A 14495-nucleotide genomic window follows, 5' to 3' on the forward strand; every position below is an offset into this window, starting at 1 on the left:
GAGTTCGAATACCTCGACCCTAGGAAGGTGGGCAGTGCCCGCACATCAACCATTCGGCTGAGTGCGGCAATCCCCTATCCGGCGTACAACCGCTCCAACGGCGCACCCAGCAGTACGCCGGCCAGCGCGCCGACGAGCATGAACGGCCCGAACGGAACCATCTGCTTGCGCGTCATCACCCGCGCGGCAATCAGCACGATCCCGACGATCGCGCCGAGGAAGAACCCGCCGTACAAGCCGGATGCGAACTGCCCCCAGCCCAGCCAGCCGAGCGCCAGCCCCAAGAGCCCCGACAGCCGTACGTCGCCGAACCCGACGCCGCGCGGGAACGCGAACCACAGCACGTAGAACACCGCGAACCCGATCGCCCCGGCGATCACTGCCCGGCGCAACGATCCCCACTCCCCCGTCGCGATCGCGGCCGCCAGCAGTCCGGCCGCGACGACGACGTACGTCGGCCAGATGATCACCGAGGGCAGGAACCGCGTCCGCGCGTCGATGTACCCGAGCACGGCCCCGGCGACCGCGAGCGCCAGCCACGCGGGCAGCACGGCGTCCAGCCCGAGCATCCAGCCCAGCAGCCCGCCGGCGACCGCCGCGAGCCCACCGCACCAGTACGCCGCTCGCGGGCCGGCCACCGATGCGTAGAGGACCTTGGTCTCGCCCTCGTCCAGGACCGGTTCGGGGATGTTGCGCATCAGCCAGGGGCCGAGGACGGCCGCAGCAGAACCACAGAGGACCACACCGATCCCCGCGGCGAGCACTGCGTTGTCAGCCGGCACGATCCAGGAGCCTAGACGATCTTGCCGCCCGACTTCGCAAGCCCTGTGGACAAGAGTGTGGGAGTGTGATGGAAAGGTCATCTCGGGAAGGACTACCGATGAACGCCGTGGACAAGGGCCGGGTCAAGGACGCGCTGCTGCGGCAGGTCGAGGCCGAGCTACAGGCGGCCCGGAGTGACGTGGCCCGGAAGGATTCGGCCGCGAAGCTCGACCAGGACTCGTCGTTCTCCGTCGACGACCAGTCGCAGGCCGCCGAGGCCGGCGATCTCGGCGGACTGCTGGAGAGCCGGGAGCAGCGGCAGGCAGCCATCCGCAACCAGCTCGAAAAACTCGACTTCGGGCCGCGGAGCGAGGTCGCGCCCGGCGCGATCATCGGGTTCGACGGCGACCGGTACGTCGTCGGCGTGGTCGCGGCCGCGTTCGAGTGCGACGGCGCGACGTACGAAGGGATCGCGGCCGACGCCCCGATCTACCCGGCCATCGAGGGCCTGCACGCCGGCGACACGTTCAGCTTCGCCGGCCACGACCACCGGATCGACTTCGTCAGCTGAGGCGGGACCGGCGCACCAGCACCCGGGCGATCACAGCCGCGCCCGCGCCGATCAGGAGCAGACCGCCGAAGAGTACGCCGACCGTGCTCCAGAAGCCGTCGTTCGTCGTGACGACCTTCACCCGCTGGTACTCCGCGTCCGTCCCGGCCGGGGCGAACGTGAAGTCGTCGGTGATCCGGCCCGGCTCGCGGTACGTCGCCGTGTACGCGGTCAAGAACGTGGCCGGCGTCGTCAGCGCCTCGTCCTCGACCCGGCCGGCGAACAGCAACTCGAGCTGCACCGACGGATCCGGCAGCTTCGTCGCGTCGACCCGGTGCTCGGCCGCGACGTACACCGTGACCGTCTGGGAAGTGGTCGCGCCTTTGCTCAGCCGCATCGGGTAGACGATCCGCTGTGACGCGAACGTGAGTCGCAGCGGCGGCGTCGCCCCGCTCAGGCTCTCGCCGTCGCGCTTCGGCGCGAGCTTCACCGCCACGATCTCCCACTTCTCCGTGAGGTACGGCGTGAGGTTCGCGGCCAGCGTCGCCGGTACGACGTACCCGTTCGTGCGCAGCCAGTCCGTGACCGCGGTACCGGTCGAGCCGGTGAGCCGCGCGACCGCGAACGGGCCGAGGACCATCTGCTGGCGCACGTTCACCCCGGACCCAGGCGCCGCCTCACCGGCCAGGCCGCGGCCGTTGCCCATGATCCCGAGGTCACGGAACGGCCAGTACGTCTTCTTGTAGACGATCTTCGGCCGGGTCAGCTGGTCGAGCCGGTAGAACAGCTGGTCGTCGCCGAGCTCTACCTTCGCGGCCGCCGGGACCGGCATGATCCAGGCCGCCTTCTTCGAGATGCCGTTGATCGCCATCGAGAGCGTGATCTTCTCGGTGCCGCCGGCGTACTGGACCAGGGCGTTCTCGCCGTACGCGCGGGCTCGCGACTGGGCGTCGGGGAGGTAGCCGCCGCACGCACACGCCCAGGCAGGCGTCACCCCGGCCGCGACGAACCCGACTGCCAGCACACCTGCCACAACCCGCCAAAGCTTCACTGGCGGAACACTAGCTAGACGAGGGTGTACGGCGTGTGGAAGAAGTTGGCCGGGTCGTACTTCTTCTTCGCGGCCTGCAGCTTGGCCGCGCTGCCGCCGTAGTACGAACTCACGGCCCGACCGGCCTCGAGGTAGTTGACGTAGGCACCGGCCGACGCCGCCCGGACGGCGCGATGACCGTTCGCGATGAAGGTCTTCGCGGTCGTGCCCTGCGCGGACGAGTACCACTGGATCACGCCCAGCGCACTGCGCCACGGCCACGATGCCCCGCCGGCCGGCTGCTTCGCGGCCTGCCCGCCGAGCGGGTCGAGGATCGCCGACGCCGGCGTCTTGGCCCGCGCGGCCGCCTTCACCGCACCGAGCAGCGCGGTGATCGTCGCTGCGTCCATCGCACCCTTCAGTACGTCGGAACCCGCGAGGAAGCCCTGCCGCGGACTCGTCGTCCCGCCGCCGAGGTACTTCACCGCTTCCATGTGTGTCTTCACCGTGATGGAACGCGCCGAGGCCTTCGCGCCGACGAACGACTCCAGTTGTGCGGCCGCGGCGTTCGCGTTGCCGGTGGTGGACACGCCGAGCACATGGATCGACAGCGTTCCGTTGCTCTGGGCATCGATGTGCAGGTTGCCCCAGGACGTCGTCGGCGCGGACTGGGCGAACTTCTGCCAGCCGCGGACGACGGCCGCCGCCTGCGACTCCGGCCAGGTCAGCCGGAAGAACCCGAGGTTGGTGGCCGGGATCGTGGCGAACCGGAACGATGTGACCACGCCGAGGTTGCCGCCGCCGACTCCGCGCAGCGCCCAGAACAGGTCCGGCTCGACGGACGCGCTGACGTTGTGCGATTTCCCGTCCGCGGTGAACACGCCCATCGACACGACCCGGTCGCAGGTCAGCCCGTACGTGCGGGTGTGGATCCCCATCCCGCCGCCGAGCGTGAGGCCGGCGACGCCGACGGTCGGGCAGGTGCCGGTCGGCAGCGAGCGCCCGTACCGGTCGAGGAACGCGTGGACGTCGTACAGGCGGGCGCCGGCGCCGACGGTGAGGATGCCGTTGGCGTAGCTCATGCTTTTCAGAGCGCCGACGTCGAGCTGCAGGCCGTTGGCGATCGTGGACGCGCCGACGTACGAGTGGCCGCCGCTCTTCGGGACCAGCACGAGCTTGTTGTCGCGGGCGAAGTTGATCGTCTTCTGGACGTCGGCGGGATTCGCGGCCTTGACGACGGCGGTCGGGCGGACGCTGTCCCAGCGCGGGTTGAACAGCTGGTGCGCGGCGGCGTACCCGGAGGTCGAGGGCAGGTAGACCTTGCCGGTCAGCGAACGGGAGAAGGTGTTCCAGTTCGGCGCGGTCGAGGTCAGCGTCGGAGCCGACGTGCTCGGGTCGCTGCTCGGCGTCGTGGTCGTCGGTACAGCCGTGCTGCTAGGAGCTGTGGTGCTGGGAGCTGACGTGCTGGGTGCGGTGGAGCTGGGTGGCGCCGTCGAACTCGTCGTACCGCCTGCGTTGTCCTTCGAGTCGCCGCAGCCGGTCAGTCCGGCGACTGCCGCGGCGCTGCCGGCCTTCAGTACCGTACGGCGGTCAAGCAGGCTCACGATCCCCCAACTCCTCACGAGCGGCCGTCCTCATGGCCGCCAGAGGAGCCGGCGACCTACCCGTCATCATCTCCACCTGGAGGGTCGCCTGATGCACGAGTAGATCAAGTCCGTTCAACAGCTCTGTACCGATCCGGTGCGCCGCGATCGCGAGCCTGGTCGGCCAGGGGTGGTACGCCACGTCGAACACGACCGGCGCCACCGCGGCGAAGTGCTCGGCCCACGGGTCGACCGCTCCGCCCGGCAGCGTCGACACACAAAGGTCGAAGCCGCCGATCTGCTCCACCTGCGAGAAGTCCGCCACCGACGTCCGGAGTCCGAGCTCCGCGGCCAGATCCAGCAACCGCTCGGCCTTCGAGACGTCCCGGACGACGACGGTCACCTCCTCGACCTTCATGCCGCGCAGGGCCGCCAGGGTCGACGCGGCCGTCGCACCGCCGCCGACCACGACGGCCGTCTCGGCGGCCGTGATGCCCTGCTCGGCGAACGCGTTCACCAGCCCCGGTACGTCGGTGTTGTGGGCAGACCGCGATCCGTCCGGCTCGAACAGCATCGTGTTCGCCGCGCCGATCAGCTCCGCGACGGGATCGACCGTGTCGACGAGCTCGAGCGCGATGCGTTTCAACGGCATCGTCAGCGACAGCCCGCGGACGTCCGTACCAAGCGATGCCACGAATGCGGGGAGCTCGTCCTCGAGCACCTCGAACGCGTCGTACCGCCAGTCGAGCCCGAGCTCGGCGTACGCGGCCCGGTGCATCGCCGGCGACAGCGAATGCGCGATCGGCGAACCGAGCACAGCGCATCGGGTCAAGTCAGCACTTCCCCGTGTGCGCCTGGCACCAGGTCTGGAGCTTCTTCACGTTGACCTGGTGCTCCGCGTACGTGTCGGCGAAGGCGGTCTCGCCGGTCTCCAGGTTGACCAGCGTGAAGTACTTCCAGTTGCCGGGCGCCGGGTTGAGCGCGGCGCTCAGCATGTCCCGGGTCGGCGAGTTGATCGGGCTCGGCGGCAGACCCTTGTGGTTGTACGTGTTGTACAGCGAGGGGTTCTTGCGCTGCTCGGGCGTCGTGTACACGCCGCCGTCCTTGCCGACGACGTAGTGCACGGTCGAGTCCATCCCCAGGTACATCCCGGCCTCGAGCCGGTTGTAGATCACCCGCGCGACCTTGGCGTAGTCGGACTGCTTGTTGGTCTCCGCGCCGATGATGCTGGCTACGATCACCGCCTGGTACGGATCCAGCTTCTTGCGCTGAGCGGTCTGCACCAGGTTCAGGCTCTTGGCGATCGACGCGTACTTGGCGGTCATCAGCTTCAGCATGACGGTCGCGTTCGCGTTCTTCGGCACGTCGTAGGTCGCCGGATAGAGGAAGCCCTCAGGGTTGCCGTTCGCGTACGCCGGCAGGCCGAGCCCCGTCGGGTGGTTGATCACGTTCGCGGCCTGGCCGGCCGGCAGCTTGAGCTTGTTCTGCAGGATGACCGCGACCTCGCCCTTGGTCTCACCGGACGGAACGCTGACCCGCATCACCTTGATCGACTCGGCGGTGTTCAGCATCAGCGCCAGGGCTGCCTTGGCCGACATGTGCTTGCGCAGCGTGTAGGTCGCCGCCTGGAGCTGCAGCGACCGGGTGTCGTCACGGGCCGCGCGCTCGAACGCGCGGGCACTCTTGACGACCTCCTTCTTCTCCAGCGTGTCGGCGATCGACGAGGTCGACTGCCCCTTGGTGATCTCGACCTGCACGGTCCCGGTGCCCTGGCCGGTGTAGTCCGGCGCCGAGAACACACCCTCGAGTGCGTCCTTGCCCTTGCCGAAGCCGACCACGACGCCGGCCACGATCGCACCGACGACGATCAGCGAGATCAGACCGGCGAAGCAGCCGAACGCCCGGCGGCTGCGGGCGCGGCGCCGGTTCGCCCGGCGCTCGACGCGGGTCTCGGCCCGCAGGCCGAGGCCGCTACCGAGATCGTCGGCCTGCTCCTCGCCCTCGTTCAGCTCTTGGTCCACCGATGGTCCGTTCACAGGGGCCTCCCGGGTGGGTTGCCGGTCTCGCGCTCGACGTCGAGCGCATGTTGCAGAATCACGACCGCCGCAGCCTGATCGACCACGGCGCGCCGCTTGGAACCCTTCTTGCCCCGTTCCCGCAGCATCCGTTCGGCGGTGACGGTGGTGAACCGCTCGTCCACCAGCCGCATCGCCAGCTCCGCGTTGCCCTCACGCACCTTGTCCAGCACCTGTGCCGCCGTCTCCCGGATCTTCACCGCGGCCGGACCCTCGCCCCCGGACAGGGAGCGCGGCAGGCCGACCACGATCTCGAACGCCTCCAGTTCGGCGGCGAGTGCGGCGATCCTATCCAGATCCCCGGGCCCACGCCGGACGGTTTCCACAGGCGTGGCCAGGATTCCGTGCGGATCGCTGCTCGCGACGCCGATCCGGGCGTCCCCGATATCGAGCGCGATCCGCACGCCACGTCTCATCTGCAGGTGCCTCGACTAACCGGTGACCTGGTGGCCGACGGTGTGCTCGACCGCCGCCAGCGCCTCGTCCGCGCCGGCCGGGTCGGTGCCGCCGCCCTGCGCGACATCGTCCTTGCCGCCGCCGCGACCGCCAAGCTTCTCGGCCGCGACCCGGACCAGGTCACCGGCCTTCAGCCGCCACTCTCGAGCGAGGTCGTTCAGCGCGATCACCACACCGGGCTTACCGTCGTTCACGCTCAGTACGGCGACCACGGCCGGCTTGTCGTTCGCCATCCGGCCGCGGATGTCCAGCGCCAACTTGCGCAGGTCGCCGCCGTTCACGCCGTCGGGCGCACGGTGTCCGACGTACTGGACACCGAAGACGTCCTTCGGGTCCTTGGCCAGCTCGCCCGCGGCCTCCAGGACCCGGGCGGCCCGGACCCGCTCGAGCTCCTTCTCCGCGACCCGCAGCCGCTCGGCCAGGTCGGCGACCTTCGCAGGCAGCTCCTCGGGCCGGGTCTTCAGGTTCTCGCTGAGCAGGCGGACCAGCGCGCGCTCGCGGCCGAGGTAGTGCAGCGCCTCCATGCCGACGAACGCCTCGATCCGCCGTACGCCGGCGCCGACCGAGGACTCGCCCGTGACGGTGACCGCGCCGACCTGCGACGAGTGCTTCACGTGCGTGCCACCGCAGAGCTCACGCGACCAGGGGCCGCCGATCTCGACCACGCGGACCTGCTCGTCGTACGTCTCGCCGAACAGCGCCAGCGCGCCCCACTCCCGGGCCTCCGGCAGCGTCATGTACTGCGCCGACACCGGCAGGTCCTGCCGGACGGCCAGGTTCGCGACCTCTTCGATCTCCGAACGCGTCGACGGGTCCAGCGCCGACGACCAGGCGAAGTCGAGCCGCAGGTAACCGGGCTTGTTGTACGAACCGCTCTGCAACGCGTTCGGACCGAGCACCTGACGCAGCGCGGCGTGCACGACGTGCGTACCGGAGTGCGCCTGGCAGGCCGAGACCCGCCACTCGTGGTCGACCGCGGCGTGCACATTCTCACCCGGGCGCAGGACGCCTTCGAGGATCTCGACGCGGTGCACGATCAAGCCCTTGACCGGGCGCTGGACGTCGAGCACCTTCAGCTTCAGGCCGTCGCCGAGGATCAGGCCCTCGTCGGCGATCTGACCGCCGGACTCCGCGTAGAACGGGGTCTTCTCGAGCACGACCTCGACGGTCTCGCCCTGCTCGGCGAACGGAGCGACCGCACCCTCGCGGAGCAGACCGCGCACCTGCGAGTCGCTGGACAGCTCCTGGTACCCGGTGAACTCGGTGACACCCTTCTCCCGCAGCTCGCGGTACCCGGAGGTGTCGGCGTGACCGGCCTTCTTCGCCCGGGCGTCAGCCTTGGCGCGCTCGCGCTGCTCCTTCATCAAGGAGCGGAAGCCCTCGGTGTCGACGTTCAGGCCCTGCTCGGCGGCCATCTCGACGGTCAGGTCGATCGGGAAGCCGTACGTGTCGTGCAGCTGGAACGCCTTCGCGCCCTCGAGCTGATGGGCGCCGCTGGCCTTGGTGTCGCGCACCGCCACGTCGAAGATCGTCGTACCGGCCGTGAGAGTACGGCGGAACGCCTCCTCCTCGGCGTACGCGACCTGGCTGATCCGGCCGAAGTCGGCCTCGAGCTCAGGGTAGGACTTCTTCATCTGCTCGAGGCTCGTCGGCAGCAGCTCGACCAGGCTCGGGTCCTCGTAACCCAGCAGCCGCATCGAACGGATCGCGCGGCGGAGCAGGCGACGCAGTACGTAACCGCCCTGCTCGTTGCCCGGGGTGACGCCGTCGCCGATCAGCATCAGCGCGCTACGGACGTGGTCGGCGACCACGCGGAACCGGACGTCGTCGACGTGCTCGACGCCGTACTTGCGGCCGCTGAGCTCGGACGCGCGCTCGATCACCGGGTAGATCTCGTCGATCTCGTACATGTTGTCGACGCCCTGCAGCAGGTACGCGACCCGCTCCAGACCCAGGCCGGTGTCGATGTTCTTCTTCGGCAGCTCGCCGAGGATCTCGTAGCCGTCCTTGCCGCCGCCCTCGCCGCGGATGTTCTGCATGAAGACCAGGTTCCAGAACTCCAGGTAGCGGTCGCCCGCCTCCCAGTCCCGGTCCGCGCCGAACTCCGGGCCGCGGTCGATCAGGATCTCCGAGCACGGGCCGCACGGACCCGGGATGCCCATCGACCAGAAGTTGTCCTTCATCCCGAGCCGGACGATCCGGTCGTCGGGCAGGCCGGCGATCCGCTTCCAGAGGGCGATCGCCTCGTCGTCGTCGTAGTACACCGAGGCGTACAGCACGGACTCGTCGAAGCCGTAGCCGCCTTCGTTCTGGGGCTTGGTGACCAGCTCCCAGGCGAACTCGATCGCCTTCTCCTTGAAGTAGTCGCCGAAGGAGAAGTTGCCGTTCATCTGGAAGAACGTGCCGTGCCGGGTGGTCTTGCCGACCTCCTCGATGTCGAGGGTCCGGACACACTTCTGCACACTCGTCGCCCGGTCGTACGGCGGGGTCTGCTGGCCGACGAAGTACGGGACGAACTGCGCCATGCCGGCGACGTTGAACAGCAGGTTCGGGTCCGGCGACGGCAGCGGGGCACTCGGCACCACGGTGTGGCCCCGGTCCTCGAAGTACTGCAGGAACCGTCGCCTGATCTCACTGGTTTCCATGGGTGTTACCGGTAATCCTCACGGTCGTTTGTGGTGTCGATGCCCAGAGCGTCGCGCAGCTCGGTCTCCCGCTCGGCCATGCCTTCGCGGACCTGGTCGCCGAAGTGCCGGACGGCCGCGGCGAGCTTCGCCGTCGACTCCTGCACACTCTCCGGGGCGAGCAACTGGGCCCGCTTCTTCAACCGGGTGACGGCGTACACGCCGACGGCGATCCCGATGACCAGCCAGATGATCCGCTTCACCGCTTCCGCGCCTTCCGCTCGGCCTTCATCTCTTCCTTGACCCGGCGGCTCACGTCCTTGCGCTGCTGCTCGCCGAGCGCGCGGCGGACGCCGTACGTGAACGCGGCCGCCTTCACCAGGGGGCCACCGGCGGTGGCCGAGAACAGCGACATCAGCGCGGCCGCGTTGGTGGTCACCGTGGTGGCGTTGTCGGTGATCGTGTCCACCTTCGCCAGTTGGGCGTTGGTGGTCGCCACCGTCGTGGTCACCTCGCCGAGCAGCGGGACGCTGGAATCGGAGACGCCCTTGACCATGATCCGGGTCTCGTCGAACACTTTGCCCAGCTTCAGGATCGGATAGGCCAGCAGACCTACCAGGATGAGCAGCGCGCAGGCAGCTATCAGCCCCGCGACTTCACCGACGCTCATGGAAACGATCCACCTTCCCGTAGCGAGCCCGTTGTGAGCTGTTGTGCCCTGTTGTGCCCTGTTCTTCCCTTAGGACGCCCGACCCTATCGCGCGGCCATACCGCACTCCGCTCCAGGACACCATCCCTCACATCACAGTCGCCCACCAAACCGGCTCAGGACGCCGGTTCAGGAGGTCGGCTCAGGAGGTCGGTGAGGTCTCCGTGGCCGTCGGTTCGGCCGGGGTCGGTGTCGCGGGGGTCGAGGGGGTTGCCGAGGGTGTTTCGCCTGGTGTCGTTGGGCTTCCGGTCGGGGTCGGGGTGGTGGGGGTCGCCGGGGTCGTTGGCGTCGCCGGTGTGGTGGGGCTGGTCGGCGTCGACGGCTTCGTCGGAGTCGGACTCGTGGGGATCGGGGTGGTCGGTTTGGTCGGCGTGGTCGGCTTGGTCGGGGATGTCGGCCGGCTCGTGCTCGTGGTTGCCGGTGTTGCCGGTGTTGCCGGTGTCGTCGGTGTTGCCGTGGTCGGTTCCTGGGTGGTGGACTGCGTCGGCTCCGGTGCGGCCCACGGCGGTGCGGGCTCGCTGGGGGTCGCCGACGGGCTCAACGGGACCAATGGCTTGCCCGGGAGCTCGGCTCGTGTCGTGGATCTCGACGTACCTTGCGAGCGATCGATGCCTGGGGCGGAGATGCTCGGAGCGGACGACGGCGGTGCCTGGGTCGTCGCGGTCTCGTGCGACCGGAACGGAACCAGGTACAGGGCGCCTGCCACCACCACCAGAGCTGCTGCCCCGACACTCACCTTCAGGAGCGGGGTACGCCGACGGATGTGCCGCGGACTGGACTGCCTCACAGAACACAAAACCTTTCGCCCCCAGGCCGAAAGGCAGCCTACCGATTCGAACGCTTCAATCGAAGCTCACCGTGAGTGCCCGAACCGCCCCGTCCGGTGCCCATTCCAGCTCCATCGCGCCGGTTCCACCGCCCGACCAGCGAAAACGCGCCAACTCGTCGCCGTCCTCGATCAGCGTCATGGTCTCCGCGGGTGGATTTTCCCGGTACGCCGCGGCGATCGCCGTCCGACCTTCGAACGGGCCGACCGGAATGGCGACGAATCGCATCGTCGCATCCGGCGCGAACCGCTCGGCGAAGGTCTCCCAGTCGCCGGTCGTCACCGCCCGGTTGAAGGCGGCTACGTGATCGGCGGTCCGGCTCACCGACCGTCCCGTTTGCGGTCCGGTTTGCGGTCCCTCAGGATCTTGCGGATCGCGGCGACCCGATCGGCGTACGCCGCCTCGCCGCCGCGCCGGGTGGGGTTGTAGTAGTCGGTGCCGTCGATCACGTCCGGCGCGTACTGCTGCGGTACGACGCCGCGCGGGTCGTTGTGCGAATACTCGTACGACGAGCCGTGGCCGAGCTTCTTGGCGCCGGCGTAGTGCGCGTCCCGCAGATGCGGCGGGACCGGGCCGACCTTGCCTGCCTTCACGTCCGCGATGGCTGCGTCGACGGCCATGATCACCGCATTGGACTTCGGCGCGAGTGCCAAGGCGACGACTGCCTGGGCGAGGTTGATCCGTGCCTCCGGCATACCGATCAGCTGCACCGCCTCGGCCGCGGCGACCGCGACGCCGAGCGCGGTCGGGTCGCCCATGCCGATGTCCTCGCTCGCGGAGATCACCAGGCGTCTGGCGATGAAGCGGGGGTCCTCTCCTGCCTCGATCATCCGGGCCAAGTAGTGCATGGAGGCGTCGACGTCCGAGCCCCGGATCGACTTGATCAACGCCGACGCGACGTCGTAGTGCTGGTCCCCGGCCCGGTCGTACCGCACCGCGGCCCGGTCCACCGCCGTCTCCAGCGTCACCAAATCGATCAACGCCCGCCCCGCCACGCCCACGGCGCTCGCGCCCACCTCGCCGTCGCCCCCGACCCGGTCCTCGTCGCTCGCCCCCGGCGCTCGGCCGTCGGCGGCGTGCGCATATTTGAGCGCCTGCTCGTGTTTCGCGCGGGCTCCGCCGGCGGCGGCTTCCAGGTAGGTGAGGGCGCGGCGGGCGTCGCCGCCGGCCATCCGGAGCAGGTGGTCGCGTGCGTCCTGGGCCAGCTCGAACTCGTCGTTCAAGCCGCGCTCGTCGGACAGCGCCCGGTCCAGCAGCAGTGAGATGTCGTCGTCGGTGAGCGACTCCAGCGTCAGCAGCAGACTGCGCGACAGCAGCGGGGAGATCACGGAGAAGAACGGGTTCTCGGTCGTCGCCGCGACCAGCGTGACCCAGCGGTTCTCCACGCCGGGCAGCAGTGCGTCCTGCTGTGCCTTCGTGAAGCGGTGCACCTCGTCGATGAACAAGACGGTCTCGAGCGGACCGGTCGAACGGGACAGGTCGCGGCGCGCGCCGTCGATCACCTGCCGTACGTCCTTCACTCCCGCCGTGACCGCGGACAGCTCCACGAACTTCCGGTTGGTCTGGTGCGACACAACTGCCGCGATCGTGGTCTTACCCGTCCCCGGAGGACCCCACAGCAACAGCGACATCGGCTGGTCCCCCTCCACCAGCCGTCGCAACGGCGAACCCGGCGCGAGCAGATGCTGCTGCCCGACCAACTCGTCCAAACTCCGCGGCCGCATCCGCACCGCCAACGGAGCCGCCGTGTGATCCGCATCCGCAAGACTCCCACCACCACGCGCCGGCGCCGGAACCCCCGGAAGATCGAACAACCCTTCACTCACCCCCCAACCCTATCCACCCCCACCGACACCCCAACCCCACCGCTCACCCCTCTGCAGCTCCCCATCTGAGGGGCCAACCCTCAGCACGCGGGTTCGGCCCCCAAATCCGAGGCCCCAACCCAAGGGGTCAACCCCTCAGACGCCGACCTCGCCACCCGCGCCCGACGGCGCTGGAATCAGCGGTCGCGGGTGGGGCGGGGGGTTCGGAGGGAGCGGGTGTCGCGGCGGGTGGTGGGGGGTGGGGTGTCCAGGCCGTCGGTGAGGTTCTTGCGGACGGAGCGGAGTTGGGCCTGAGCGGGGTCGAGTCGGGTGGCGACTGTGTTGCTGTGGTCCAGCCAGGCGTCGGTTGTGCCTTTCACGTACGCCGCCACCGCGGGCGCCTTCATCGCCAGTTCCGCCCATAGCGGGGCGCCGGTCAGGTTGACCGCCAGGCTGTAGGTGAAGAACGCCGAGGTCATCCGCGCCTGCCGGAGGATGACTTCACGCCGGCTGACCGGTGCCTCCTGGCGCCGGGCGAGGTCCATCCGGTCGTCCATCAACTGCTGCCCCTGCCGCACGAGGTCGTCGGCGGCCTCCCGCAGCGGTCCGCTCACCCTGACGTGCGCCCCCTCGGCGACCACGTCCCGCAGCACGCTCGCGCGGGTGAACCGGGTCAGCGACTGAGCCAGCCACTCGTCGTCGCGGGCAGGCACGTCCGCGCGCCCGCCGTACGCGTCCTCGAACTGTTGCCTGAGGTCCGCGATGCTGCTGACCGGTAGCGTCCGGCCCTCGATCGAGGCCTGGTTCACGGCCTGTGCGGAGGCCTCCTCGAGGCTCACGCCCCACTCGTTGTCCGGGTCGACGGACATCTCGACCGCCTTCGCGAGGATCTGCTCGGCGTCCGTCCCGTCCGGATCCAGGCGTACGTCGTCCACGTCCAGCCGGCGCCACCAGTGCGCGAGCCGATCCGCCGTACGCCGGGGCTTGTCGGTCGCCGCAGCCGGGAAGGACCGCTCGTACCGGTCCAGGGCCAGCAGCGCCTCGGCCGCGAACAGGTCCACCACCTGTTGCGCGGCGGCGAGCTCGTCGCGGCTCGGCTCACGCAGCTCGGCCCGCGGGGTCATTGCCGGCCGTCCAACTCCGCCTGTACCCGCTCGACGGCCTCGGCCCGGCGACGGAGGCTGTCGAACCGTTCGGACTTCTCCGGGTCGGCCGGCTGGTAGTCGGCGTCCTCGGCGGCGTCGACCGGGACGTACCACCAGCGGCCCGCGTACCAGGTCGGACCGACCTCCGTCCCGGCGAGCATCGGCGTCGCCGCACCTGCGTCGACCAACTCACGCATGCGCTCCTGCGAAACGTTGTCCGTCATCCGACGACTGTAGGACGCCGAGGGGCGAACACCTGGTGGTATGTGCCGCTGCGGCGGAGGAGGACGATGGTCGGGATCTGGAGGACGACGATCGTGACCGCGGTGATGACCGGGTCGGTGGCCGGCACGACCGAGATCGGCAGTGTGTACGCGAGGACGACCCGGATGATCGCATCGATGATCGACGCGATCCCCCACCAGACCGTGATCCACTTCCAGGCCTCGCGGAAACGAGCGTTCGTCTCCCAGAGCTGATCCATCAGCTCGCCCCGGCGCGGCATGAACGCCTTGGTGAAGGTGTAGGTCAGCGGCTGCGGATGCCGCAGCGACCAGAGGTTGATGCCGGCGAACGGCAGGCTGATCCACGCGTTCCGGACAAGCAGCAGGCGCGCGTCGCCGCCGATGACCGCCACAACCGTGCTGGCGACCATGCTGACCACGACCACCATGCCGAGCAGGTCCGTACGGCGCTCACGTACCAGCGAGACCGCAGAGCTGATCAGTCCCGGTACGACGCCGGCGAGCAGCGCGACCAGGTCGCTGACGCCGAGCGCCTTGAGACCGTAGTAGAGGGCGAGTGGGACGGCGATGTCGACGACGAGGAGCCAGCGGCCTTTGCGCGTACGAGGCATGCCCTGAGCATCAGGCCACCAGCCGCCGTCCGGCATCGAGCCGACGGCTGTCCGCCCCTAGACCAAAGTCTTA

16 protein-coding genes are annotated in these 14495 nt (G+C 69.3%); 1 reads left to right on the forward strand and 15 read right to left on the reverse strand.

The window, feature by feature from the left end; genetic code table 11:
- Positions 1 to 74: 74 nt before the first annotated feature.
- Positions 75 to 782: a prepilin peptidase gene (locus tag ABT313_RS38125; RefSeq protein ID WP_350864397.1), complete on the reverse strand. Its 708-nt coding sequence runs from the start codon at positions 780 to 782 to the stop codon at positions 75 to 77.
- 98 nt (positions 783 to 880) lie between these two features.
- Here ABT313_RS38125 and ABT313_RS38130 point away from each other — a divergent pair, with 98 nt between their 5' ends.
- A complete protein-coding gene (locus tag ABT313_RS38130; protein ID WP_350864400.1) occupies positions 881 to 1333 on the forward strand; it encodes a hypothetical protein in 453 nt (150 codons plus the stop codon).
- Here ABT313_RS38130 and ABT313_RS38135 read toward each other — a convergent pair.
- The 14 genes from ABT313_RS38135 to ABT313_RS38200 form a co-directional block, all read right to left on the reverse strand.
- Positions 1326 to 2363, reverse strand: a complete 1038-nt coding sequence (locus ABT313_RS38135) for a DUF2330 domain-containing protein (protein ID WP_350864402.1) — start codon at positions 2361 to 2363, stop codon at positions 1326 to 1328. The genes ABT313_RS38130 and ABT313_RS38135 overlap by 8 nt on opposite strands.
- 14 nt (positions 2364 to 2377) lie before the next feature.
- On the reverse strand, positions 2378 to 3946 hold the full coding sequence (locus tag ABT313_RS38140; RefSeq protein WP_350864405.1) for an FAD-binding oxidoreductase: 1569 nt from the start codon (positions 3944 to 3946) through the stop codon (positions 2378 to 2380).
- Complete coding sequence (locus ABT313_RS38145) at positions 3933 to 4757, reverse strand: shikimate dehydrogenase (protein WP_350864408.1); 825 nt, start codon at positions 4755 to 4757, stop codon at positions 3933 to 3935. Before ABT313_RS38145 ends, ABT313_RS38140 begins: the two co-directional genes overlap by 14 nt.
- 1 nt (position 4758) lies before the next feature.
- Positions 4759 to 5946, reverse strand: coding sequence for an endolytic transglycosylase MltG (mltG, locus tag ABT313_RS38150; RefSeq protein WP_350864411.1), 1188 nt, complete (start codon positions 5944 to 5946; stop codon positions 4759 to 4761).
- A gap of 11 nt (positions 5947 to 5957) precedes the next feature.
- Entirely contained in the window at positions 5958 to 6416 is a 459-nt protein-coding gene (gene ruvX, locus ABT313_RS38155) for a Holliday junction resolvase RuvX (protein WP_350864414.1), read from the reverse strand.
- Between the two features lie 15 nt (positions 6417 to 6431).
- Entirely contained in the window at positions 6432 to 9101 is a 2670-nt protein-coding gene (gene alaS / locus ABT313_RS38160; protein WP_350864416.1) for an alanine--tRNA ligase, read from the reverse strand.
- 5 nt (positions 9102 to 9106) lie between these two features.
- Positions 9107 to 9343 carry a DUF6167 family protein gene (locus tag ABT313_RS38165; RefSeq protein WP_350864419.1) on the reverse strand — a complete coding sequence of 79 codons (237 nt, stop codon included), beginning with the start codon at positions 9341 to 9343 and terminating at the stop codon, positions 9107 to 9109.
- Positions 9340 to 9750 carry a DUF948 domain-containing protein gene (locus ABT313_RS38170; protein ID WP_130388436.1) on the reverse strand — a complete coding sequence of 137 codons (411 nt, stop codon included), beginning with the start codon at positions 9748 to 9750 and terminating at the stop codon, positions 9340 to 9342. Before ABT313_RS38170 ends, ABT313_RS38165 begins: the two co-directional genes overlap by 4 nt.
- Positions 9751 to 9905: 155 nt before the next feature.
- A complete protein-coding gene (locus tag ABT313_RS38175; RefSeq protein WP_350864423.1) occupies positions 9906 to 10292 on the reverse strand; it encodes a hypothetical protein in 387 nt (128 codons plus the stop codon).
- Positions 10293 to 10631: 339 nt separating this feature from the next.
- Positions 10632 to 10940 carry a nuclear transport factor 2 family protein gene (locus tag ABT313_RS38180; protein ID WP_350864426.1) on the reverse strand — a complete coding sequence of 103 codons (309 nt, stop codon included), beginning with the start codon at positions 10938 to 10940 and terminating at the stop codon, positions 10632 to 10634.
- Complete coding sequence (locus ABT313_RS38185; RefSeq protein ID WP_350864429.1) at positions 10937 to 12442, reverse strand: replication-associated recombination protein A; 1506 nt, start codon at positions 12440 to 12442, stop codon at positions 10937 to 10939. Before ABT313_RS38185 ends, ABT313_RS38180 begins: the two co-directional genes overlap by 4 nt.
- Positions 12443 to 12618: 176 nt before the next feature.
- On the reverse strand, positions 12619 to 13545 hold the full coding sequence (locus ABT313_RS38190) for a hypothetical protein (protein WP_350864432.1): 927 nt from the start codon (positions 13543 to 13545) through the stop codon (positions 12619 to 12621).
- Positions 13542 to 13790 carry a hypothetical protein gene (locus ABT313_RS38195; RefSeq protein ID WP_350864435.1) on the reverse strand — a complete coding sequence of 83 codons (249 nt, stop codon included), beginning with the start codon at positions 13788 to 13790 and terminating at the stop codon, positions 13542 to 13544. The genes ABT313_RS38190 and ABT313_RS38195 overlap by 4 nt, the downstream gene beginning before the upstream one ends.
- Positions 13787 to 14422, reverse strand: coding sequence for a VC0807 family protein (locus ABT313_RS38200; protein WP_350864438.1), 636 nt, complete (start codon positions 14420 to 14422; stop codon positions 13787 to 13789). The genes ABT313_RS38195 and ABT313_RS38200 overlap by 4 nt, the downstream gene beginning before the upstream one ends.
- Positions 14423 to 14495 lie beyond the last annotated feature (73 nt).

This window comes from Kribbella sp. NPDC000426, from assembly GCF_040300265.1.
In the GTDB taxonomy this organism is placed as follows: Bacteria; Actinomycetota; Actinomycetes; order Propionibacteriales; family Kribbellaceae; genus Kribbella.

Bases quoted from the DNA above. Each gene is read 5' to 3' on its own strand.
- ABT313_RS38130 (WP_350864400.1), top strand. From the start codon at position 881: ATGAACGCCGTGGACAAGGGCCGGGTCAAGGACGCGCTGCTGCGGCAG.
- ruvX (WP_350864414.1), bottom strand. From the start codon at position 6,416: ATGAGACGTGGCGTGCGGATCGCGCTCGATATCGGGGACGCCCGGATC.
- alaS (WP_350864416.1), bottom strand. From the start codon at position 9,101: ATGGAAACCAGTGAGATCAGGCGACGGTTCCTGCAGTACTTCGAGGAC.
- ABT313_RS38170 (WP_130388436.1), bottom strand. From the start codon at position 9,750: ATGAGCGTCGGTGAAGTCGCGGGGCTGATAGCTGCCTGCGCGCTGCTC.
- ABT313_RS38190 (WP_350864432.1), bottom strand. From the start codon at position 13,545: ATGACCCCGCGGGCCGAGCTGCGTGAGCCGAGCCGCGACGAGCTCGCC.
- ABT313_RS38195 (WP_350864435.1), bottom strand. From the start codon at position 13,790: ATGACGGACAACGTTTCGCAGGAGCGCATGCGTGAGTTGGTCGACGCA.
- ABT313_RS38200 (WP_350864438.1), bottom strand. From the start codon at position 14,422: ATGCCTCGTACGCGCAAAGGCCGCTGGCTCCTCGTCGTCGACATCGCC.